This window comes from Ruegeria sp. O11, assembly GCF_056535285.1.
On the sequence record NZ_JBQERS010000001.1, the window covers coordinates 282,677 to 304,251 of the forward strand.

A 21,575-nucleotide genomic window follows, 5' to 3' on the forward strand; every position below is an offset into this window, starting at 1 on the left:
TCTGCGGGGCAGGGGGAAGGGGTCAGGCGGCCTCGGCCAGACAACGCTGCAACACCTGCGCATAGGTGTCGGCGCCTTGCGCGCCAGTCAGCAGATATTTCCCGCCAAATACCATCGAAGGCACGCCCGAAATGCCTCGGCTGGTCCAGAATTGTTGTTTCTCACGCACCGACTGGGCGTGTGCACCCGACTCAAGCGCCGCGCGTGCCGCATTCGGGTCAAGCCCCGCCGTTTCGACGGCACCCAATAACACGTCGGCGTCAGAGACATCCTGCTGCATGGTGAAATAGGCGTCGAACAAGGCCAGTTTAAGCGGATGCTGACGTCCCTGCGTTTCCGCCCAATCAAGCAGTTGATGCGCGGCAAAGGTGTTCACAATTCTACTGTCATCGGTGAAATTGAAGGTAAATCCAAGTTCAGCCCCTAAAGCGGTCAACCGCTCGCGCGCCTGCTGGCTTTGTTCGGGTGTCGAGCCATATTTTTCGGCAATATGCTCTCGCAGGTTCTGCCCCTCGGGCCCCATGCTGGGGTTCAATTCGAACGGATGCCAGCGCAACCGGGCCAGCACATTCTCTTGCTTCAGCGCGGCATCGAGTTGACGAAAACCTACGATACACCACGGACAGACCACATCCGAGACGACATCAATCTGCACGGTAGGGCGGGGATCGGGCGAGGGCATGAGCTGCTCCAGATTGCATTGTGTCGCGTTTAGATATTGCTAAAGCGCGTGAATTCAATCGGCTGTGTTTTTGCCTCTTCACATCGCGTGGCGCAACGTCTATACGCCCCTCTACCAAGTCATTGGCAGTGCGGTCGTGGCGGAATTGGTAGACGCGCAGCGTTGAGGTCGCTGTGGGGTAACTCCCGTGGAAGTTCGAGTCTTCTCGACCGCACCACATAATTCATCTCGTTGTGTAATTTCAATTTATTATGTTGGCGTGAACGATCTTGGTCCACCTAAAGGCTTGTGATTTGGTCATCAGCACAACATAGTCGCTTTCGCTGCTTCTGCACGCGTGCGCTGATGCCTCCGATCGTCGAGTAGAGTGCCCGACAACCGATCAAGTGCATAAATGGCTTCCACCAATTACTGTTTATCGAGGATGGATCTCCACTGCTGGTTAAAAGGCTGTATGAGTGCGTCAACGAAATTAGCTGCCGCACTTGTTAAGGCTGATTAGCCGCGAATATTGAGATAAACGTGCAATACGGGCTTAAGAACTGTGACGACCATACAATCAGAGTTGGGCGTCAAAACTTGAGTGAATTAATTCAAATAGAGTGCGCCCAATCGATGAAAAAGCTGAATATGTTGACAGTCCGGCGGTCATTGGCTTTTTTGTTTCCGGTTTACACCAATTAGAACAACTAAAACGAACAAAACACGAGAATTTCTCGGTGCTTGGACAGCTCATCCCTTATGATGTTCATAGTAATATCGCGGCCTGCAAGTAGTAGGCCTATTTGCCGAAAGTTGTAAATCTACTGCATCTTCGGAAGTGTATTTGGTAACGAGTGTGCTGTTTCGATCGTATGATCGGGACAGCATTTTCTTTTTTGGAGTTGCTTTGGCAATATGCAGGCTGCCTCATTTTACCACTGACGATCTCGAGTGTGCCACGAGGTCTTGTGATCATAGGGATAACTTCACCACCGAAAATCCGCTACTGAATCACGGGATTGCTTCAGAAATCCAAAGTGATGTGCCATCGAAATTGCTCGGCAGGAATCCGTTATCGTTGCTCCGGTTGCGTGGCGCAGGGTAGTGAGGTGTGCTCTTCTCCGGTGGAACCTACTTCACGTCCGCTTATCGCAGGGAATTTAATGAAAAACTCTGTGCCTTCACCAAGTTTGCTTCTGTAGTCTATTGTTCCGCCAAAATGCTCAACAATTTCCTTTGAAATATGCATCCCGAGTCCGGTACCGCCTGCGTGACGTTCGTCGGAAGAGTCTATCTGGGAAAAGCGATCAAAAACTTTGTCATGGAACCCCTCAGGTATCCCGATGCCATGGTCTTTGACGAAGAGGCGAATATTCTCGCCGACTTTCTCGCATCCGACGGTTATCTCGCCTCCATCAAGGGAGAATTTAGCTGCGTTGGAGATAATGTTGGCCAACACCTGAAGAAGGCGGGAGGGATCACCTTTAACGTACAGATCATTGTTTCCCCTTAAGTCTTCTACAATTTCTACGTTGTGAGCACTGGTATATCCCATGTTACAGGCGATCGCTTCCTGAATCAGCGCATGTACATCAACAGTTCCTTCACGGTAGTTCATCTCGCCCGCTTCCATTTTTTGAATGTCCAGCACATCATTGATTAGGGATGCGAGCCGTTCGCAATTTTTACCTGCTAAATGAATGAGGCTTTGCATTGATTCTGGTGCTTCACCCAATGCGCCTGTGTTGATTAGGTCAAGTGATCCCTTGATCGAAGTGAGAGGCGTACGCAGTTCATGGCTAACTGTCGATATGAACTGAGTTTTCGCAATGTAGGCCGCTTTTGTTCTTTCGTGCTCTGCTTTGAGCTTTTCGAGTTGTTCCAAATTCCTGCGGTAGAGCTTCAGAAACACCATCGAACAGTCAATCAGAAAGTACATTACAAAGATAACGGTGAAGAAGTGCAGCCAGAGTTCAGATGAAAGCTCGGGGCGTTCGATCCAGATATCCTTGACGACAATCAACATGAACGATACGCCGTACATGGTCAGACGGATAATCATTGCCCACAGAAACTGATGGTTGTTCATTGCTGCAAACAACGCCGCAGCAAACAAGAAGAACATTGGAGTAAAGTGACCACCGGCGGGCTGTGCGAAAGCAACTGAAACAGCATACAGGCAGATTGCGGCCGCGCTGAGGATCGTGTTCAACAGAATCCAAACAACCATCATACTAATTGCTTTGTGCTGATCTGGCTTCAAGCGCGGTACGCGTTTGGCCAGCAATAAATCTTGCGCTTCGCAAATGAGGATTGTCCCGTAGAACAACATGGCATTAATGGGATCGAAGAAGAACGCAGTTAAAATGGTCGTGGCCAGATAAATAGCCTGCCGCTGCCACAGAAGCGCAAAGCTCATGGCAGTATAATCTATGATGTTTTGCAGAAGCCGGTTTTCCGTTTCACCGGAGTCCCGGTTCGGCAGATTGGCGTCGATGGCTGTCATCTAGATGTCTTCGTTTTTAGCGCTTGGACAGTACCATTAGCGGCACAATGAGGACTTAGTTGGTCTGAATTGGGTTCACAGTTTGGCGCTAATCCTTTGAAGGCCACCGTGATTGTTGGCGTTTCAATCAAGATTCTGGTGTGAGAGGTTGAAAAATTTTTGTTGCGCAAATGCAGTGTGGGGCGCCCAAATTTGACGATCTCGTTGCTAAGTGCATTTTTTTTTATCTTAATGTGCCAGAAAGAAGGAGAAAATCTAAAAGGGTTGGGGTTTGACTGCAGTTGAATTTACGAAGTTGGGGCAGGGCGCTGTCGCTCCTGTTTCGGCTAGGCTTGCAAAAAAGCCGGTGACACTGCTTCAGTTTGCAAGGTCCGCTGGTCGAAACATGTTTGAAGTCATCCCGGCCGAAACTCTGCGTGAAACTTATGTTCGTGGGCCTTTGAACATACACTATATCTGCGATCCTGAAATAATAACCGAGTTACTTGTCGGGCAGGGCCGTTCGTTTCCCAAAGCCAAGTTCACTAAAGACATTATTGGATCGGCTGTAGGCAACGGGTTGATACTCTCTGAAGGGGAAAAATGGCGTCAGCAGCGGCGTAGGTATTCTCCTCTATTCGCCGCCAGGAACCTCCCGGTTCTGGCTCGGCATTTTGCAGAGACTGGTGTCGAGATTGCAGATTCATTGGCGGAACACGAAGGCCCCGTAGATGTTGCACAAATTGCGCCTGCATCAACGTTGACGAATATTTCTAGGGTGATTTTTTCGGGTAACAAGAAAGTCAGTTCAGAGCAAATACGCGTGGGGCTGATCAAGTATTTTGAGTACATTTCTGATTTGTCTCTTTTCGATTTAATGGGTTTGCCAAAGTGGGTGCCGCGCAAGAATTGGCTACGCAGCCTAGCCCCGGTCACTAATATGCGGAACCTTGCCAGACAGGTTATTGATCAGCGTCGCTCCGAATGCTGCAGCGAGCCACAGGATTTCCTCGATTTCATGATTGAGGCGTTAAAAACAGATTTCGAGGATGAAGCGACAACCGTTGACAATCTTTTAACCTTTGTCGTTGCTGGTCATGAAACTTCCGCCAACGCTTTGGCTTGGGGATATTATTTGCTGGCCTTGCACCAAGATATGCAAGCTAGGGTTAGACAGGAAATTCGGTCCGTTCGCCCAAAAGGCCTAGTGGAATTTTCGGACCTGGAGGCAATGCCACTCCTGCGCGCCCATGTAAAAGAAACGCTGCGGCTTTACCCTTCAGCCGCGTTCTTTGCTAGAGACGCATCTGCCGACCTTGAAATCAAAGGAGTAAAGATTGCAAATGGTGACGCGCTGTTCTTCCCAGTTTACTCTTTGCACAGAAACGAAAAACTATGGGATGCTCCTGACCACTATCGACCGGAACGGTTCTTGGGGTCTACACTGCCTCGAGGCCAGTACATTCCATTTGGAGATGGTCCCAGAATCTGCATAGGTGCTCAGTACGCTGAAACTGAAATCATGGTACTTATGGCTTCGGTGCTCCGTCGAATAAATTTTTCGATTACTGAGTCTGAAATGCCGGAACCAGTTTTGACCTTCACCATGCGTACCAGTGGCCCACTCATCCTCAATGCCGAACGGGTTCGCGAATAAAGTTGATATCTAAACTCCAGTACCTGACCTTTGATCGACGTCAGGTCTGGCGATAGAATTAGCTTACTGCCGGCGAGTGAGGTAAGTGTTATCGCCGTACAGCTCACGCAAGACTACATCAAACAATCTATCGTTGACCATTTCTTTGCGATGCGGTGTGGGCTCTGAAAATGTGGAAGAGGTTGTAACCAGGCCCTTTCTGAGATTGGCCTCACGATGATTCACTTTTTTGATAGCCATGTCCAAAGAGGCGAATGCTCCAACCTTCGTAAAAGAACGAAGCGATACCGGTGTACCTTTCACCACTTTAAGATGGACAGATGCGCAGCGGTTGCTGAGAACAGTCCCTAGTTCTTGGTTTAGGAAAGCTTCGGTCGGAATATTCTGGGTGCGTTCCCGCCCATGTGTAACAACTAGAAATGTGCCACTCCCGCGATAGGAATAGATTCCTCCAGCAGCCTGTGTTGTTCTTTCAATGCAGGATCCGATGTCGGAAACAGATCGCCGAAAATCACCAAAATTCCCCAGATCAAAGTGATACTCGGCATCACGATATTTGATTGCGGTGACCCAGGTGTCAAATCGACGCCTCCGTGAAAGCTGCTCGACATAGTTGTCGAATTCGACATACCCCAAGCATTGTTCCTGCTCGTCGATAGACAAAGGATCCTTGAAATTGAATTTCTGGTTGAAATCCAATTCACTGCGAAGATTTTCTATCGACGCCGATGAGGATTGGGTTTTCTTTCTCTCCATCATCAGAAGGTGAGCAGCGTTCATACGGCTGCGCAATTCAAAGAAGTCGAAGGGTTTAGTTACATAATCAAACGCGCCTTCTAAAAATGCCTTCTCGATGTTCTGCCTGTCATCCAGAGCAGTCAGCATTATGACAGGTGTTTCCAGATTTTCCGGCAGGTTTCGGATTTGTGAAAGCAACTCTAACCCTGAGGTTCCAGGCATCTGAATGTCAACAAGCAGACAGTCGAACGGGGCTTCTGCTGCTTCTATCATCCCAAGCGCTTCATCAGCTGAACTGGCAGCAGCCACATTGCAGTTTTCGAGTTCAGGAAGCGCTGACTGGAGCAATTTCAAAATGTCAGGATCATCATCAACCGCCAGTACAGTAAGTGCGGTCTTTCTTTGTGCTCGATGCTCTAAATTTCTTTGGAACCGATCACTGCCAAATGTGGAATGTCTCATAACTGGTGAACCGCCGATATCCTCATAACGGGTTGAACCTATGAGGTGAGTGGGTCGAAACCGCGGCAAAAATTGAGAAATTCTTCGTAGAAAGGGGTTTTTTCTTGACCTTTGTTTGGCGCAAACGGCCTCAGCGACGAGTTGCCTGTTTTTTGTTTTGAGCGGCCGTGGCGCTTTTTTGATGATATTTATTCGGCAATATGTTCGCGTCTAAGAACAATTCACCATCTCAAAACAACGGAATTGAAATGCGATTGGGAAATTAAGCATCAATTCTGGTAACGCTGCTAACATGCATAAAAGCCATGGTTTCCCAATAGCCTGAAAATAAACCCTAGTCGCAATGAAGTCAGCGTCGGGCGTCAAAAAGTATAATAGACGATCCAGCAGCGGGGTTGTTCAATTTACTTGTAGATGTTGAACAAAACTGACTGACTGACGGTGCCATCGATAGAGAACTTTGCGCCGACAGGTGAGGCATTGATACCCAGTCGCCGTGACCACCGTGCCCAGACTGAAGGAACGATGCCCAGTATGCTGGATGCACCACCTTCCATCGCGACTGTAGTCATCTGGTGAAACAACTCTTGTTGAACCTGCTGCCTGCGTGATGAAGCTACATCTTTTGTCACGAAGAAACGGGATGCTTCCCAGACAGATTGCTTTACCGGGGCTTCAACAAACAGAACGTCAGATGGGATATCTTTAAGGATACCTCTTTGTGCGTCGCGCAGCATATAACTGTATACCCCGCATTGTGCGGTCGTGGGCAGAAGTCGCACACCTGCCAAAATTTCACCAAACTCGTGCAACACAACCCATCGACAGGCTGGCGTGTCGTATTGGTCGAATTCCATCCCGTCAGCTTCGCCGACTTGCCACTTTAGCTGATCTATGAAAATTGACTTTCTGGTTTCGAGGTATTTTGCCAGCAGTGGGCCATACTCGTGAATATTGCGAAAGCTAAGCGTAGTCGCACGAATATTGCCAACGTCACTACGTGGCATTGGCTGGCTACTTCTAACCGCGAAAACTTCTATTCGCGCCGATTTACTCGGAGCGCTTGAAGTGGCGTTAGCGGGTGTCAGTTCCGGAAATCCCTCCGGGACCGAGTATGTCTGCTTAAACCTGAGTGGACGGTCCATATTTTGCTCATATTATTGACGCACTTATGACAAGATTCAGCTCGGCAAGTCCACCAACCTATGCGGTAGTTAACCGAATTGATGAATGGGTGTGTCCAAATCTCCTCTCTCCCAATGGTTGAGTTCGCTGACAGATCAATTACGCAAGATTTTTTTAACTTTTCTTTTCACCCGTAGGCTTCATTCATTTCTGCGTGTGCAGCAACATTTTGAAAAAAAAGTTTTTTTGCTCTTTCGATTGGAAATTACCTATTAGAACTTACGCTGGATCAAGTGCCGTCTCGGTGTCTGATGAAAATTCAAGGCAGCCCTGACTGCTGATAGAAGCAGCCATCAAGATGACATCCAAATTTGGAGGGAGTTACTTTTCTAATTGCGTCCTCGGGCTGAGAAATTTGTACAGATTGAAAAAAATGTGCAGACATAAGGAAGTCTGCCTAATGTCACCGTTTTGCCACCTTCGTAAAAGAAAATAAGAGAGGATGAGTAATCCCTGAGTGTTTTATGCGCCAGCCAGCCGTTGCCTTAAAGTCTGCAATGCCCAACGGTTGGAGAGGTGTAAGAGGTTGGTGAAAAGTTATGCGTATACTTGCTGTAGACGACGATCCTAGCATCCTGGAGTTGCTAGATAAAGTTCTTGAAGCGTTCGGATACAAAGATGTCGTTACCGCCAGAAGTGGTCGGGAGGCCCTTGAAATACTGTCGAGACCAAATGAAGCGTTCGACTGCTTATTGCTTGATGTGCAGATGCCGCAAATGAACGGCATAACTCTTTGCGAAGAAGTGCGAAAATTACCAGAATACACGTACACGCCCATTATCATGGTGACCGCCATGGTGCAAAAAGAGTACATCGACGAAGCATTCGGAGTTGGGGCAACGGACTACGTTACAAAGCCTTTTGAGTTCTCGGATCTGAAGCAGAGGTTGTCTGACGCCTATAGAATGGCAGCGGAACGCAGAGCCGCAATCGAAGTGCTGGAAGCTGAAGCGGATTCTGAGTTGTGTTTTGGCAATAGTCCGGACGTTCGCTTAAGTGATCCGCAATGTTTCGGAGATTTGCCCGGTTGCATTGGGTTAGCTGAATTTGAGAACTACGTAATTCAGCTTTCAACGATGCACTCCATGGCTGCAAAGCTTGTGGCGGTGAAATGCATAGGCGCCGAACAAATCTATGAGACGAGCACGGTCAGTGAATTCCGTAGTGCCATGACTTTAGCTGGTACCGCGCTTCTGACAGCCAATCAGCAAGGGCGCAAAGTAGCGACCTATTGGGGAAATGGCGTATTCTTGATGATCTATGACAATCAAATTGATTTGAGTGTGGACCAGTTGGGTGCTCCGCTTCCGGAGGCATTGAAAGAAATTTCCGGTGACACCACTTCAGGTCGGCCAATTGGCTTCCAAGTTAGCGAAGAAGTTATGCTTAAAGCCAAAACCAAGATGGAGGCGTTGTTCTTGATAGACAAGGCCGTCGAAATGGCTGAAATGTCGGAGGGTCGAGCGGCGAATATCGGTTAAAAAACTGCATATATGGATGGTGATTAAGACCAGGCTGTTGGTGTAAAAAATACATTTGAACGCCCTGAGTTTTTCATTTTTCTGGTTTGAGTAGATCCGCGCGCTCGTTCATCAGACGTTCAACCTTTGTGCTTTTGGTCTACTTTGTCCGATCTCAGTGCCTACCCGGCAGCAACAACTCGGAGAAAGATCCCGTAAGCTTCTTCTCGAGATCTGATCTGATGCGAGATCTGGCGTATTCGCCTCTCTCTAATTTCCTGAAGGTTTCTTTCGCGACCACGGTCAAAGCGTGATCGGTCTAAGCAGCTTCCCGGCGTATCCGTTCTTGTTCTTTGATCGGGTCTTTGCCTTGACGGGTTATGGGTCGCCATTTCTCTGCTTCTTGGCGTGAATCTTCAGAGTTATGGCTGACAGAGCGCCCAAACCCATCTCTCTGCGACGCCTGTAGACATGGACCCGAAGCAACTACTTGCCAGCATCACCGTCCTTTTTGGCAGCCAGAGGTTCTCGCCATCCAAGTACTAGCCGGTTTGAGTGTTCTTCACTTGCAAAGATAACAGCTTGTTGACTGCTATAATTGGTCCACCCCAAGGTCCAACTTTTACTGTGAGACACAGTGATCCATCTAGAGACTACTGGAAGCCTCATTATGTTGTTTTAAAATTATTCTTCTGGTTTTTCGAGGAGTCCGGAAACAGGCGTGTTTAAGTTTTCAATGCATCTCGACCGCACCAAAATCCTAAAATCGTTACCCGATATTGTCAGGTGAGACGGGCGCCCTGTGGGTTGAAGCGATAGGTTCGATCCTGAGCATAGCCGAAATGTACGGATTCACCTGCATTAACCTGATGTTGGCCGAATAAGCGCGCGGTGATCTGATGGTCTTGCATCATCGCGATCACGTTGGTGTCTCCGCCCAGATGCTCGACATGAGTCACGTTCGCGGTCAGGGGGCCCTCGTCGGTCAGGTATAGGTCTTCGGGGCGTATTCCCAGTGTCGTGTCCACGCTGTCGCCGATCACGCTGGCGGGGAAGAAATTCATCGAGGGCGCGCCGAGGAAACCTGCGACGAACTGGTTGGCGGGATTGTTGTACAGCTCCATTGGGCTGCCGACTTGCTCAACGCGCCCGTCGCGTAGGACGACGATCTTATCCGCTAGGGTCATCGCCTCCGTCTGGTCGTGGGTGACGTAGATCATTGAAGCATCAAGCTGCTGATGCAGATTGGCGATCTCAAGCCGCGTATTCATGCGCAGGGCGGCGTCCAAATTGGACAAAGGCTCGTCGAACAGGAACAGTTTGGGTTCGCGCACAATGGCGCGGCCGATAGCGACGCGTTGGCGTTGTCCGCCGGATAGCTCAGAGGGGTAACGGTCGATATAGGGCTCAAGGTTCAGCATCTTGCTGGCCTTGGTGACCCGTTCTTCGATGACCTGCTTGCTCTGACCTTCCTGTTTCAGCGCCAAAGACATATTTTTGCGCACGTTTAGATGGGGGTAGAGCGCATAGCTTTGGAACACCATCGCGATGCCGCGTTTGGAGGGCGGGGTTAGGTTCATAAGTTCTCCGCCGATGCGAACCTCGCCCGAGGTCACATCTTCGAGCCCCGCAATCACGCGCAGAAGAGTGGATTTGCCACAGCCCGAAGGTCCAACGAAGACGACGAATTCTCCGTCTTCGACTTCGATGTTGATATCCTTAAGGACTTCGACGGAGCCGAAGGACTTGTTCACGTTCGTTAGCGTCAGGGCGGTCATGTGTTTGCCTCTTTCAGCGAAATTGGTTGGCCGGTGCGGATACTAGTATCGGCAGCCAGACAGATGGCCAGCGATTGCACGGCGTCGTTCATGTGGCGGGTCAGGTCGATGTCTTCAGCAATCGCGCGCAGCATATATGCTTGTTCGGCATCGCAGAGCTCCTGATGGCCGGGTTCATCCGGCATGTCGATTGTCTGGTCGCCTTCGGGGCGATGGACCAGAAGGCCGCCGACTTTGGTGTGGCCGTCGATATCGGCTGACGCACCCTTGTTGCCATCGGTGATCGAGACGGAACCGTTCGGTGAGACAATGTCTTTCACGAAGAATGCGGTTTCAGACATCATCGGGCCCCAACCGGCTTCGTACCAACCGACGGAGCCATCCTCGAAGATCACCTGAAACTGGCCGTAATTATACATGCCTTCGGCTATCTCATCGCTTAGGCGCAGGCCCATGCCGTGGACGCGCACGGGGTCTGAGTCCGTGATCTGGCACATCACGTCGACATAGTGCACTCCGCAATCGACGATGGGCGAGGTGGTCTGCATCAAGGCCTTATGCGTCTCCCACTCGGCCCCGCTGCTTTGCTGGTTGAGATTCAGCCGGAACACGTACGGCCCGCCCAGGCCGCGCGCCTCGGAAATCAGACGAATCCATGAGGGGTGATGGCGCAGGATGTAGCCGATGACCAGTTTGCGTTTGGTTTCAATGGCTTTCGCTACAACGCGTTTGGCATCTGCCACAGTCGTCGCGAGTGGTTTTTCAACGAAGACATGCGCTCCGGCCTCCATCGCAGTGCAGGCGTAATCAGCATGGCTGTCAGAATAGGTGGCGACGACTACCAAATCAGGGTTCGTCTCTGACAGAGCCGTCTGAAATTCGGAAAAGGCCGGATATTCTGACAAGTCAGGATGGTCCACGCGGCCAGACCGGTTCACCAGCCCCACGACTTCAGCGTCCGGGTGGTGATGGTGGGCCAAAGCGTGGCTCAGCCCCATATTGCCAAGGCCGGCGATCAGAACTTTGGTCATTTCACAGCTCCTGAAGTGATGCCGCGGATCAACTGGCGTGAGAAGATGACATAGAGCACCAGCACCGGCAGGATCGCCATGCTGAGCGCCGACAGAACCGCGTTCCAGTCGGTGACGAACTGGCCGATGAAGACTTGGCTGCCCAGTGTCAGTGTTTTGGTTTCCTCAGCTGGGGCGAGGATCAGTGGGAACCAGAGGTCGTTCCAGATCGGGATCATGTTGAACACGGCCACGGTCGCCATAGCAGGGCGGACGAGGGGCAGGACCAACCGGAAGAAGATGGTGTATTCGGATAGGCCATCGACGCGGCCCGCGTTTTTCAGATCGTCCGAAACCTGTCGCATGAACTCGGACAGGATAAACACGGCTAGGGGCAGGCCCTGTGCGGTGTAGACAAGGATTAGTGCCCAGAGGGTGTTCACCAACCCTGTAGCAACCATCATCTCAAGTATCGCAACGGTGCCGATGCGGATCGGGATCATGATCCCAAGTGCCAGATAGAGGCCCATCAGGGTGTTGCCCTTGAACTTGTACTCGCTCAGCGCAAAGGCGGCCATGGCGCCGAATAGCAGAACGAAGGCCAGTGATACCACGGTCACGATCAACGAGTTCTGGAAATAAAGGAAGAAATCCCCTTGTTTCATCACCGTCTGATAACCGATCAGCGAGAAGCTTTCGGCATCGGGCAGGGCGAGTGGCTCGCGGAAAATGGAGCGTCGGGTTTTGAAGCTGTTGATGATGATCACGAAGACCGGGAAGAGGGCGATCAATGTGTAGAGGATCAGCGCCCCATGCATGGCGGCCGTGTTCAGCGGGTTATGGCGTGCTTTGTTCATCCGGCGATCCTCACAGCTGATACCGGCGCATCCGGGTCTGGATGCCGAAGAGGTAGATACAGACACCCACGAGGATGATGGCAAACATGGCGCCAGCGATGGCGGAGCCCATATGCGGGTCGCCCAGTTGCAGCTGGAAGCCAAAGAAGGTGCGGTACATGAAGGTGCCCAGAATATCGGTTGAGAAATCCGGTCCTGCCAGCGCGCCTTGCGAGACGTAGATCAGGTCGAATGCGTTGAAATTGCCTACAAAAGTCAGGATTGAGATGATTCCGATTGAAGGAATGATCAACGGCAGTTTGATCTTCCAGAATGCCGAGGCTCCGGTGATGCCGTCTATTTCTCCGGCCTCAAGGATCTCTTCGGGGATCGACAGCAGGGCGGCATAGATCAACATCATCGGGATGCCGACGAATTGCCAGACCGAGACAAGTGCCAGTGTCGTCAGCGCGTATTCTTCCTTGCCCAGCCATGGTGCAAACAGAGACTTAAGACCAACGGCGTCCAGCATCGAAGGTGCAATGCCCCAAAGCGGGGACAAGATTAATTTCCACGCGAATCCGACAATGACAAAGCTCAGAATGGTCGGAATGAAAATCGCGGACCGGTAGAGCGCCGCAAACCGCAGGCGGGGATGCGAAAGTAGTGCCGCCAGAGCGATACCGATTGGGTTCTGCACCAGCATGTGGATCAGGAAGAACCAGAAGTTGTTGCCCAAAGCGTTCCAGAACTGCTCGGACCAGATTGGATCGAAGAACAGGGTGCGGAAATTCTGCAGGCCCACGTAGATACGTGTCTGATCAACCTCGGTGAACAGTGCGAGGCGCAGAGTGTTGAACAAGGGGAAGATCATCACCGCCGTATAGACCAGCACCGCAGGGGCGAGGAAAACGGCAATGTGCCAGCGTATGCGGCGGGTCTGCATGGGAATCTCCGGGGAAAAAGGTCCGGACGCGTCGCGGTGGCCGCGTCCGGTGTGAGTGGCCTAAGTGTTACTGATGCGGTGCGTACCAGCTGGCCAGACCGTCTTGCAGTTGCTGACCCAGCGCTTCGGGTGTCTCTGCACCCTTGATGGCTGCAACGGATGCACCCCAAGTCTCGTTTTCGAGGTTCGGCGTGCCGCGCGACAGGATTTGGTAGGTCGAACGGATCGTGCTTTCGCACTCTTCGCGCCAGCCAACGATTTCTTTGGCCAGTGGATCTTCCAACTCGACCGGAGTGCTGGATAGCGGGAAGAAACCGGGTAGGGCGTTACCGAATATGCTGGCAAACTCGGGGCTTGCGACCCAAGCCAGGAAGGTGCGCGCAGCTTCTTGGTTTTCGCTCGCGGCGTTCATACCGATGCCGATATCAGTGTGGTCCGAAATATAGCAGGTATCGCCCGCGTTCTGGACCGGTGGCTTAAAGGCGCCCATTTCAAAATCGGCCTGCGTGTTGAAGCCCGAGATTTCCCAGCTCCCTGCTGGATAGACCGCTGCACGACCCAGCGTGAACAGGTTCTGGCTGTCGGGATAGGTTTGCGCCTCATACCCGTCACCCAGATAGTCCGCCCACTTGGCCAGCGTCGCATATGGGGCAACCCACTGTGGATCGGTCAGCTTCTGCTCGCCCTTGATCAGCGCTTGACGGCCTTCTTCACCTTTCCAGTAGTTCGGGCCAATGTTGTTATAGCCCATTGTGGCGGCTTCCCACTGGTCATTTGTGCCCATCGCCATCGGGATATAGGTGCCGTCTTCTTTGATCTTGTCGAGCGCGGCAAAGAACTCAGCCTCGGTGGTTGGAACTTCGATGCCCAGTTCGTTGAACGCATCCTTGTTGTAGATGAAGCCGTGAATCACCGACGCCATCGGGACGCAGAAGCTGGCCGATCCATCATCGGTTTGCCAGGCAGATTTGGCGACGTCGGAGAAATTGCCCATAGCGTCAAGATCGGACAAATCCGTCAGGTGCCCGTCTTCATAAAGCGCGAGCGACGCATCAAACGGACGGCAGGTGATCAGATCACCAGCCGATCCGGCCTCAAGCTTCGAATTCAGAACGGCGTTGTATTCCGCAGGGGCAGAGGGCGAGAAAATCACTTTGATGTCGGGGTGCTCGGCTTCAAAAGCCGGAATGATTTTTTCCTGCCATAGAGCCAGATCGTCATTGCGCCAACTTTCGATTGTCAGGGTGGCCTCCTGCGCATAGGCGCTTGTGACCAACGCCGTACTCATCAGAGCAAGGCTCAGAACTTTGCGTGTCATTTGGTTTCTCCCAGGTTGATGGTTTCTTGGTTTTGCTTAATCCGCTCCAGGGCAGGGCGGAGGTGATCATTCGCGTCGTGCAACATGGCCTGTGCCTCGCCCAGTGTCGGGACCCCTGCTGCAAGCAAGGCGGCGCATTTCAGATTGCCGCTGGCCGTCATCAATGCTGTTTCGGCTTGTTCGGGTTCAACTCCGGCCAGTTGACAAACAATTCCTTTGGCGCGGGCGCGGAGCTTGTCATTATCAGCACGCAGATTGATCATCATGCCATCTTGAATATGCCCCAACTCCATTGCCATCAGGGTCGACAGCATGTTCAGCGCGATTTTTTGTGCCGTGCCCGCGCCCATGCGGGTCGAACCCGACACCAGCTCGGGTGGTGTGGAAAGCAGAATGGGGTGATCAGACAGCCGCAACAGTTCGGTATCGCCGTTATTCGCGATCCCGACGATAGGGGCACCCTTGTCGCGCGCGATCTGGGCTGCGGCAACGGTATACGGCGTCGTACCGCTGGCAGAAACAGTAATCAAAGTGTCTTTGGGGGACAGATCCACAAGATCACGAGCAAGAGTGCTGGTCGCATCTTCAGTATCTCCGGGCATCTCGACACCCGTTGGCATACCACCTGCCATATGAATGCGTATTTGGCTTGGAGGTATTGAATAAGTACCGCCGAGTTCCAGCGCATCCGAAGCGGCCATCAGGCCAGATGACCCCGCCGCGAGATAATGCAAGACCCCGCCCGTGCGGATCGTTTGCGCCATTGCTTTTGCTCCGGTGCAAATGGGGGTGAGCGAGGTGAGCGGAGTGGTCGCGGCCTCAGACTGAGATAGGGCTAGCAACTCGGCAACTTCGGCCAAGGGGCGCGCGTCTAGCCCGATCGCATCCTTGTGCAGTTGTTCCGTTACTGGCGTTGCCACGTGATTCTCCCCTCAGTTCTGGACATCATACCTTTTAGATACCATTAGTCTACCATTTTCTTTTTGTGTCGATATGTTTCAGAATTTCAGCCATAATTCTGTAATTTGGTCGCAATTGGGTCTTCAAAAACTTCAATAGGTATTATAAAGGTATTTCCATGAGTCGTCTTGCTGATACCATAGTGCTCGCTGTAGATGGCGGTGGTACGCGTTGTCGTATCGCTGTTTCTGATGGTTCCGTTGCTCGCCAAGTTGAGGTGGGGGCCGCGAACGTCTCGACCGATTTCGAAGCAGCTTGTGCCGAGCTGAATCGCGGCATTGCGGATCTGGCCAAGCAAGCCGGATTGAATGGCGCACAGGTTGCAGGGACGTCGGCCTATTTGGGATTGGCTGGGATCACGGGCAAAACGCTGGCAGGGCGTCTTGCGGCGAGGCTGCCGTTCGAACGCGCCCGAATTGAAGATGACAGGCCCTCCGCATTGAGGGGTGCGCTTGGGTCGAAAGATGGTTTCGTGGCGCATTGTGGTACTGGGTCGTTTCTCGCTTCACAGAGAGATGGTCAGATTCGCTTGGCCGGTGGCTGGGGACCGGTATTAGGGGATCAAGCTTCTGCGCAATGGGTTGGCCGGCAGGCTTTGGCGCGCACTCTCGATTGTGTCGATGGCATCGCGCCGACCTCCGAGATGGCGAATGGTCTTTTGGCACGCTTTGATGGTGCCGCCGGGATTGTAGGGGCTGCATCCATGATGACGCCCACCGAGTTCGGTGCGCTGGCCCCTATAGTCACGCTTAGCGCTGATCAGGGGGATGCGCTTGCGCGCGCTATCATGGAGGCCGGGGCGCGATATCTGGCGGATCAGATCGAGGCGATGGGCTGGAAGCCCGGTCTATCGATTTGTCTGACCGGGGGGATCGGTCCGCAATACGCGCCTTACCTCTCAGAGATCATGCAGCAAGACCTGACTGAACCACTGGGCGATCCATTGGCCGGTGCAATCGCGCTGGCCCGTGCGTTTCATGAGGAGATCGAACATGAGCGTTGCTGACTTCCTGAAACCCGAAGGATGGCTGGGTCAGACCGCTGGTCCGCGTTATGTGCAATTGCGCCATCGGTTGGAGCAGGGGATAGAAGAGGGCATTCTAGCCCCGAACAGTTCACTTCCACCCGAACGCGAGATCGCTGAGCTCACGGATCTGTCGCGCGTCACGGTGCGAAAGGCGATTCAGGAACTGGTGCGCAAAGGCGCGATCGAACAGAGGCAGGGTTCAGGCTCATTCGTGCGTCAGCCTGTTGCACGGGTTGAGCAATCATTGTCTCACTTGACCTCATTTACCGAGGATATGGAGCGACGTGGTTTTGAAACAACCTCGACCTGGTTGGAGCGCGGGGTGTTTCTGCCCTCTCCGGACGAGATGTTGGCACTAGGGCTATCGACCAATGATCAGGTCGCCCGAATTCATCGTTTGCGCGCTGCCGGAGGACGGCCAATGGCGTTAGAGCGCGCAGCTTTGCCGCTGGATATCCTGCCCAACCCGACCGAAGTCACTGGGTCCTTGTATGCCTTCCTGGAAAGATCCGGGAACCGTCCGGTGCGCGCGATCCAAAAGATCTCGGCCATCAACCTTGAAGCCACCGAGGCACGCTTGCTTGATGTTGCAGAGGGCACAGCGGGGCTGCGCATTCAGCGTACCTCATACCTCGAAAGCGGGCGCGTCGCCGAACTCACCCGATCCATCTATCACGGCGATGCCTACGATTTTGTGGCAGAGCTGCGTTTATCAACCTGAAAGGCGGGACATATGTCCACCGAAACAACTCAAATGCGGCGGGAAATCAACGAGATACCCTTTGCCGTTGATCGACTTTTAACCGAAGGTGCCAGGGCGATCTCCGCCACTGCTCGCGCGATCCGCGAGCATGATCCTAATTTCCTGATCTCAGTCGCACGCGGATCGTCGGATCATGCCTGCAGCTATCTGAAATACGCGTCTGAACTGCTGCTGGGCCTGCCCATGGCGTCGGTCGGGCCGAGCGTCAAATCGATTTACGGGGTAGACATGCGCTGCCCCGGCGCACTGTGTATCTCGGTGTCACAATCGGGCCAAAGCCCGGATATCGTTCAATTGACAAAATCCCTGACTGAAGGCGGATCATACTCGGTTGCAATTACCAATGATACAGGATCGGCCCTGGCCAAGGTTGCGTCTTCGGCTCTGTCGATCCACGCAGGCGCTGAACTGAGCGTGGCTGCCACAAAAACTTTCGTCACCTCTCTGGTTGCCGGGCTTTGGTTGTTGGCCGAGGTCAAGGGAGATGATGAATTGCTGTCGTCGATCCACAAACTGCCGGATGTTTTGTCACGCGCGATCACATGCGATTGGGGGGCTGTCGTAGACACCGTTGATGGCCAATCACTGTTCACGCTTGGGCGTGGCATGTCCTGGGCAATTTCGAATGAGGCGGCTCTGAAATTCAAGGAAACCTGCCAGATCCACGCGGAAAGCTATTCCTCGGCCGAGGTATTGCATGGTCCGGTTTCGATTGTCGATCAGGGGTTTCCAGTAATTGCCTTCGCCTCAGGTGATGCGGCCGAGGCCAATATTGCCGAGGTTGCGGATGCGCTTGCGGGCAAAGGGGCAAAGGTCTTTGCGACAACCAACAAGGTGGCTGATGCTGTGTCGCTGCCGCATGTGCGCACATCGCACTGGATGACGGATCCGGTTGCCTCGATTGCGTCTTTCTACGGTATGGTCGAGGCAGTAGCCACGCGGCGCGGTATCAACCCTGATGCACCACGCCACCTGCGGAAAGTGACGGAAACGGTATGACGGCTGCGACGATCACCTTCGCCGGAGGGCCGATTTTCGACGGCGAAATGCTGGTAGAAGGGCATGCGGCCCGCTTCGTCGACGGGAGGTTGGATTGCATCTTGCCCGAATCTCAGCTGTCTGCGGGTGAAGTGATCGAGAACCTGTCGGGTGACATTCTCAGCCCTGGTTACGTAGATTTGCAGGTCAATGGCGGCGGAGGTGTCATGTTCAATGATGATCCGTCAGTCGAAACACTGCTGCGTATCGCAGGGGCACATCGCCAACTTGGGGCGACATCGATCTTGCCGACGTTGATTACGGATACACCTGAAAAGACCAGAGCCGCGATTGCGGCCGCAACGCAGGCCATCAAACAGGGGGTGCACGGGATTGCAGGACTGCACCTTGAGGGCCCGCACCTGTCCGTGCGTCGCAAAGGCGCGCATGACGCTGCACTGATCAGGCCCATGGAAGGTGCCGATCTTCAGCAACTGTTAGATGCAGCAAAGGTGCTGCCTGCGCTCATGGTCACGATTGCACCCGAGAGTGTCACGACGGCTCAGGTCGAAACGCTTACCAAAGCGGGAGTCATCGTCTCAATGGGGCACAGTGATGCTGCGTTTGAAACCTGTGTGGCGTACGTTAAGGCAGGCGCGCATTGTGCGACGCATCTGTTCAACGCCATGAGCCAATTGGGCAACCGCGAACCCGGCCTCGTTGGCGCCGTCCTTTCCCAAGGTGCAATGTCCGCAGGTCTGATCGCAGACGCGATTCATGTTCACACAGAGACGATGCGCGCGGCCTTCGCCGCCAAGCAGGGGCCGGGCCGCCTGTTTCTGGTCAGTGATGCGATGGCCGTCGCTGGGACAGACTTGACAGAGTTCAAGTTGGAAGGGCGTATCATCCAACGAGAAAACGGCAGGCTAACCTTGCAGGACGGAACACTGGCTGGGGCTGATCTTGATCTGACCACTGCCTTGCGTGTGTTGACGACAAAAGTTGGAATATCACTGCCCGATGCCTTAGCAGCGGCAACGCGCATTCCCGGAGATATCATCTCGCAAAGAGCCATCTCTGATCTGAGCACGCTCACGCAGGCCATTCGAATTTCCCCGGATATGTCAGAGGCTCGACCGGTTGTTGCAGGTTGAACGCCATTTTTGGCGAAACTCATGACACCACAGATTTCGCATCTCGCCGCAGCCGCTGCGGTTGTGTAAGACGTTAGGCAAACACAGTTTGGGAATGTCCTAATGTTTCAAGATATTGGCAAAATCGACATGAGGGCGGCTGCCCAGATTTTGCCATGACCCAGAAGCGAGGCGTTTTCATTGGGCAGCGCAAGGATCGTATGGGCGCGCGCCTGTTAATGATCCTGACCTGTATTCGTCTGGCTGAAGATTTTGAGACCGACTACCGCGTGAACTGGTTCCCACAGGGCGCGGACGCACCGGAACTGGATCAGCCCGAGGAGCTGTTCACTACTGATTGGATGGATGCGCATTTTCTTAATCAGCCAGAGTTCGACGCACTGAATGAGACCGCTCAGCCGATTTGGGCTTTCCAGAACGACCCATCGCCAGAGCGGTTGATGGACCATTTAGCTTCGGGCCGTTCGGTACTGGTCGAAGAAGGGTTCGAGGTGCTGGCGTTCCCTTGGGAGGATATCGAAGCCATCCGCCCCCGTTATCGTGATTTCATCCGCGGTGTTGGGTTCGTCGATAAGGTTCGTCAGATCATGGATCGGGCGGATGAAAAACTTTCAGGGCAGGGGGTTTCTGCCTATCACATCCGTCGTGGCGATATCTTGAATGGATTGCCGTGGAAACACTCAACCTGGCCCGCCAAGATCGAGCCCGAAGAGTTTTATGAGGTCCATCTGGAAAAATCCAGGGGCCAGACGGCGATCATGTTCTCAGATCAGCCCGAGTTGATCGTACGGTTTAAGCAGCGGTTTCCGCAGCTTATGCAAATGTCGGACATTGCTGAGTTGTCGGGTCTGACACGAGCGCAACGAGACTTTCTGGAACTCTACGCAATGTCGCGGGCGGATCAGGTGATTGCACCATATATTTCGGCCTTTTCGATGGCAGCGGCGCGGATATCGGGACAGCAGCGCAAGGTGTTTCGCGATGTATTGACTGAGGAGGAATTGCAAGGGGCGAATGAGCGCGTCATCGAGCGGGTCGCGCAAGGACCAGCAGAGTTTCTGAATCCTTCGGAGGCTGCGCATATCTATGCAAAAGCGGCGCAATATCTATCGGCTCAGGATCGCTGTGAAGAGGCGTATGAAAGTGCGAAACCCATCCTAGACACCGGGGCCGACAACGCCTTTATGCCGTTGCTGCAATCACTGAATTGTTTTTACCTGTCCAAGTGGCAGGAAAGCGAGACGCTTGCCCGTGAGGGGTTGGAGAATCCGCATCTCTGGCCCGAAGATTATGCCGTCATGTGCGCTTTGCGTGGCGCCATTCTGGGTGTGCAGGGCAAACGCTGGGCGGCGACACGGCATTTCGCAAAAGCGTTCTGGGCCAAGCCATTACGGCCGGATGTTGTAGTGCTGGGTTCCAGAATGTTGTATCGGTCACATCTGGCACATCGACTGCTGCCACCGGTTGACTGGTCGTTACAGCGCACGGTGCGTCAGCGCCGTTTTCCACCGTTCAACAACCTGTATCTGGTTCAGCACAAGGTGGTATCATGGCGGCCGTGCAACTTTGATTTCGTTCTGCTGGATTGGGCGGATCTGGCGCTGGATCAACGCGCAAGACGTCTGTTTGATCAGCGTAAGAGGCTGGAAGCATTGAGCTCAGCCTTGGACGATCTGCCTGACGTGCCAGCAGACGACCCGCGATTGCAGAGCGCGCAGGTGGTACTGCAAAAGCATCTGGGCGAGGTCTCCGGCGCCCAGGCCATCGACAGAACACGTCGGATAGTAGCCGAAGTGCCGGAAAATACACTGTATCAGAAACGACTGGCCGAGCTTCATGAAGCGGAGGGCGATACCGACGCTGCCCAAAAAACAATGGCCGAGGCGCTGGCCTGCGACCCCGAAAGCCCATTTCTTCTGTACGCAATGGGCCGTTTGCTGGAGCGGACGGGCCAAATCGGGCAGGGCGAGAAGCTGATCTTGCAAGCCGCTGATCAGGATGAAGTCAGTGTCGCCATTCAGGGTATGGCGGGTCAGATCCACATGCGACGTGGAAACAAGAAAAAGGCGCGGCCGTATCTTGAGAGAGCGCGCGATCTTTATCCGCCCTACAAGCGGTTTACCAATCAGTTGAACAGGCTTTCGGGGTAGACGC

17 protein-coding genes and 1 tRNA gene are annotated in these 21,575 nt (G+C 53.1%); 8 read left to right on the forward strand and 10 right to left on the reverse strand.

The features are described from left to right. Window positions 1-22: 22 nt before the first annotated feature. On the reverse strand, window positions 23-682 hold the full coding sequence (locus ACRZ91_RS01465) for a DsbA family oxidoreductase (protein WP_480902040.1): 660 nt from the start codon (window positions 680-682) through the stop codon (window positions 23-25). 130 nt (window positions 683-812) lie between these two features. Between ACRZ91_RS01465 and ACRZ91_RS01470 the strand changes: the two genes are divergently transcribed. After that, a tRNA-Leu gene (locus tag ACRZ91_RS01470) sits at window positions 813-899 on the forward strand. 837 nt (window positions 900-1,736) lie between these two features. Here the strand turns inward: ACRZ91_RS01470 and ACRZ91_RS01475 are convergent. Beyond that, window positions 1,737-3,170, reverse strand: coding sequence for a sensor histidine kinase (locus ACRZ91_RS01475; protein ID WP_480902042.1), 1,434 nt, complete (start codon window positions 3,168-3,170; stop codon window positions 1,737-1,739). A gap of 271 nt (window positions 3,171-3,441) precedes the next feature. On the opposite strand from ACRZ91_RS01475, the gene ACRZ91_RS01480 reads away from it, so the two are divergent. Continuing rightward, window positions 3,442-4,806: a cytochrome P450 gene (locus tag ACRZ91_RS01480; protein ID WP_480902044.1), complete on the forward strand. Its 1,365-nt coding sequence runs from the start codon at window positions 3,442-3,444 to the stop codon at window positions 4,804-4,806. 63 nt (window positions 4,807-4,869) lie between these two features. Here the strand turns inward: ACRZ91_RS01480 and ACRZ91_RS01485 are convergent, their stop codons facing one another. After that, window positions 4,870-6,006 carry a response regulator gene (locus ACRZ91_RS01485; RefSeq protein WP_480902046.1) on the reverse strand — a complete coding sequence of 379 codons (1,137 nt, stop codon included), beginning with the start codon at window positions 6,004-6,006 and terminating at the stop codon, window positions 4,870-4,872. A 404-nt stretch (window positions 6,007-6,410) separates the two neighbouring features. Beyond that, window positions 6,411-7,013: an acyl-homoserine-lactone synthase gene (locus ACRZ91_RS01490; protein WP_170469386.1), complete on the reverse strand. Its 603-nt coding sequence runs from the start codon at window positions 7,011-7,013 to the stop codon at window positions 6,411-6,413. A 717-nt stretch (window positions 7,014-7,730) separates the two neighbouring features. On the opposite strand from ACRZ91_RS01490, the gene ACRZ91_RS01495 reads away from it, so the two are divergent. Next, a complete protein-coding gene (locus ACRZ91_RS01495) occupies window positions 7,731-8,672 on the forward strand; it encodes a response regulator (RefSeq protein WP_480902048.1) in 942 nt (313 codons plus the stop codon). Between the two features lie 761 nt (window positions 8,673-9,433). Here ACRZ91_RS01495 and ACRZ91_RS01500 read toward each other — a convergent pair. The 6 genes from ACRZ91_RS01500 to ACRZ91_RS01525 all read right to left on the reverse strand — a co-directional run bounded on the left by ACRZ91_RS01500 (window position 9,434) and on the right by ACRZ91_RS01525 (window position 15,459). Next, window positions 9,434-10,429 (reverse strand): ABC transporter ATP-binding protein, encoded by a 996-nt coding sequence (locus ACRZ91_RS01500; protein WP_480902050.1) that lies wholly within the window; start codon window positions 10,427-10,429, stop codon window positions 9,434-9,436. Beyond that, window positions 10,426-11,460 carry a Gfo/Idh/MocA family protein gene (locus tag ACRZ91_RS01505; RefSeq protein WP_170469395.1) on the reverse strand — a complete coding sequence of 345 codons (1,035 nt, stop codon included), beginning with the start codon at window positions 11,458-11,460 and terminating at the stop codon, window positions 10,426-10,428. The genes ACRZ91_RS01500 and ACRZ91_RS01505 overlap by 4 nt, the downstream gene beginning before the upstream one ends. Continuing rightward, window positions 11,457-12,296, reverse strand: a complete 840-nt coding sequence (locus tag ACRZ91_RS01510; RefSeq protein ID WP_170393445.1) for a carbohydrate ABC transporter permease — start codon at window positions 12,294-12,296, stop codon at window positions 11,457-11,459. Before ACRZ91_RS01510 ends, ACRZ91_RS01505 begins: the two co-directional genes overlap by 4 nt. 10 nt (window positions 12,297-12,306) lie before the next feature. Continuing rightward, window positions 12,307-13,221 (reverse strand): carbohydrate ABC transporter permease, encoded by a 915-nt coding sequence (locus ACRZ91_RS01515; protein WP_039534942.1) that lies wholly within the window; start codon window positions 13,219-13,221, stop codon window positions 12,307-12,309. A 67-nt stretch (window positions 13,222-13,288) separates the two neighbouring features. Continuing rightward, window positions 13,289-14,539 (reverse strand): ABC transporter substrate-binding protein, encoded by a 1,251-nt coding sequence (locus tag ACRZ91_RS01520; RefSeq protein WP_010439357.1) that lies wholly within the window; start codon window positions 14,537-14,539, stop codon window positions 13,289-13,291. Continuing rightward, a complete protein-coding gene (locus tag ACRZ91_RS01525) occupies window positions 14,536-15,459 on the reverse strand; it encodes an N-acetylmuramic acid 6-phosphate etherase (RefSeq protein ID WP_480902053.1) in 924 nt (307 codons plus the stop codon). The genes ACRZ91_RS01520 and ACRZ91_RS01525 overlap by 4 nt, the downstream gene beginning before the upstream one ends. A 158-nt stretch (window positions 15,460-15,617) precedes the next feature. Between ACRZ91_RS01525 and ACRZ91_RS01530 the strand changes: the two genes are divergently transcribed. The 5 genes from ACRZ91_RS01530 to ACRZ91_RS01550 all read left to right on the forward strand — a co-directional run bounded on the left by ACRZ91_RS01530 (window position 15,618) and on the right by ACRZ91_RS01550 (window position 21,571). Next, window positions 15,618-16,505: a glucosamine kinase nucleotide-binding domain-containing protein gene (locus ACRZ91_RS01530; protein WP_480902056.1), complete on the forward strand. Its 888-nt coding sequence runs from the start codon at window positions 15,618-15,620 to the stop codon at window positions 16,503-16,505. Beyond that, window positions 16,492-17,247 (forward strand): GntR family transcriptional regulator, encoded by a 756-nt coding sequence (locus ACRZ91_RS01535; RefSeq protein WP_170469405.1) that lies wholly within the window; start codon window positions 16,492-16,494, stop codon window positions 17,245-17,247. The genes ACRZ91_RS01530 and ACRZ91_RS01535 overlap by 14 nt, the downstream gene beginning before the upstream one ends. A 12-nt stretch (window positions 17,248-17,259) precedes the next feature. Continuing rightward, window positions 17,260-18,288: an SIS domain-containing protein gene (locus tag ACRZ91_RS01540; RefSeq protein WP_480902058.1), complete on the forward strand. Its 1,029-nt coding sequence runs from the start codon at window positions 17,260-17,262 to the stop codon at window positions 18,286-18,288. Beyond that, window positions 18,285-19,421 carry an N-acetylglucosamine-6-phosphate deacetylase gene (nagA, locus tag ACRZ91_RS01545; protein WP_480902060.1) on the forward strand — a complete coding sequence of 379 codons (1,137 nt, stop codon included), beginning with the start codon at window positions 18,285-18,287 and terminating at the stop codon, window positions 19,419-19,421. The genes ACRZ91_RS01540 and nagA overlap by 4 nt, the downstream gene beginning before the upstream one ends. 155 nt (window positions 19,422-19,576) lie before the next feature. After that, the gene (locus tag ACRZ91_RS01550; protein ID WP_480902063.1) at window positions 19,577-21,571 is read left to right on the forward strand and encodes a hypothetical protein; all 1,995 of its coding nucleotides are present in this window, start codon (window positions 19,577-19,579) and stop codon (window positions 21,569-21,571) included. The last annotated feature ends 4 nt before the right edge of the window (window positions 21,572-21,575 follow it).

Excerpts from the sequence above, each read along its gene's own strand:
- ACRZ91_RS01465 (WP_480902040.1), bottom strand. The coding sequence starts at position 682 with ATGCCCTCGCCCGATCCCCGCCCTACCGTGCAGATTGATGTCGTCTCG.
- ACRZ91_RS01535 (WP_170469405.1), top strand. The coding sequence starts at position 16,492 with ATGAGCGTTGCTGACTTCCTGAAACCCGAAGGATGGCTGGGTCAGACC.
- nagA (WP_480902060.1), top strand. The coding sequence starts at position 18,285 with ATGACGGCTGCGACGATCACCTTCGCCGGAGGGCCGATTTTCGACGGC.
- ACRZ91_RS01500 (WP_480902050.1), bottom strand. The coding sequence starts at position 10,429 with ATGACCGCCCTGACGCTAACGAACGTGAACAAGTCCTTCGGCTCCGTC.
- ACRZ91_RS01530 (WP_480902056.1), top strand. The coding sequence starts at position 15,618 with ATGAGTCGTCTTGCTGATACCATAGTGCTCGCTGTAGATGGCGGTGGT.
- ACRZ91_RS01550 (WP_480902063.1), top strand. The coding sequence starts at position 19,577 with ATGACCCAGAAGCGAGGCGTTTTCATTGGGCAGCGCAAGGATCGTATG.
- ACRZ91_RS01510 (WP_170393445.1), bottom strand. The coding sequence starts at position 12,296 with ATGAACAAAGCACGCCATAACCCGCTGAACACGGCCGCCATGCATGGG.
- ACRZ91_RS01520 (WP_010439357.1), bottom strand. The coding sequence starts at position 14,539 with ATGACACGCAAAGTTCTGAGCCTTGCTCTGATGAGTACGGCGTTGGTC.
- ACRZ91_RS01505 (WP_170469395.1), bottom strand. The coding sequence starts at position 11,460 with ATGACCAAAGTTCTGATCGCCGGCCTTGGCAATATGGGGCTGAGCCAC.
- ACRZ91_RS01490 (WP_170469386.1), bottom strand. The coding sequence starts at position 7,013 with ATGCCACGTAGTGACGTTGGCAATATTCGTGCGACTACGCTTAGCTTT.
- ACRZ91_RS01515 (WP_039534942.1), bottom strand. The coding sequence starts at position 13,221 with ATGCAGACCCGCCGCATACGCTGGCACATTGCCGTTTTCCTCGCCCCT.
- ACRZ91_RS01485 (WP_480902046.1), bottom strand. The coding sequence starts at position 6,006 with ATGAGACATTCCACATTTGGCAGTGATCGGTTCCAAAGAAATTTAGAG.
- ACRZ91_RS01495 (WP_480902048.1), top strand. The coding sequence starts at position 7,731 with ATGCGTATACTTGCTGTAGACGACGATCCTAGCATCCTGGAGTTGCTA.
- ACRZ91_RS01540 (WP_480902058.1), top strand. The coding sequence starts at position 17,260 with ATGTCCACCGAAACAACTCAAATGCGGCGGGAAATCAACGAGATACCC.
- ACRZ91_RS01475 (WP_480902042.1), bottom strand. The coding sequence starts at position 3,170 with ATGACAGCCATCGACGCCAATCTGCCGAACCGGGACTCCGGTGAAACG.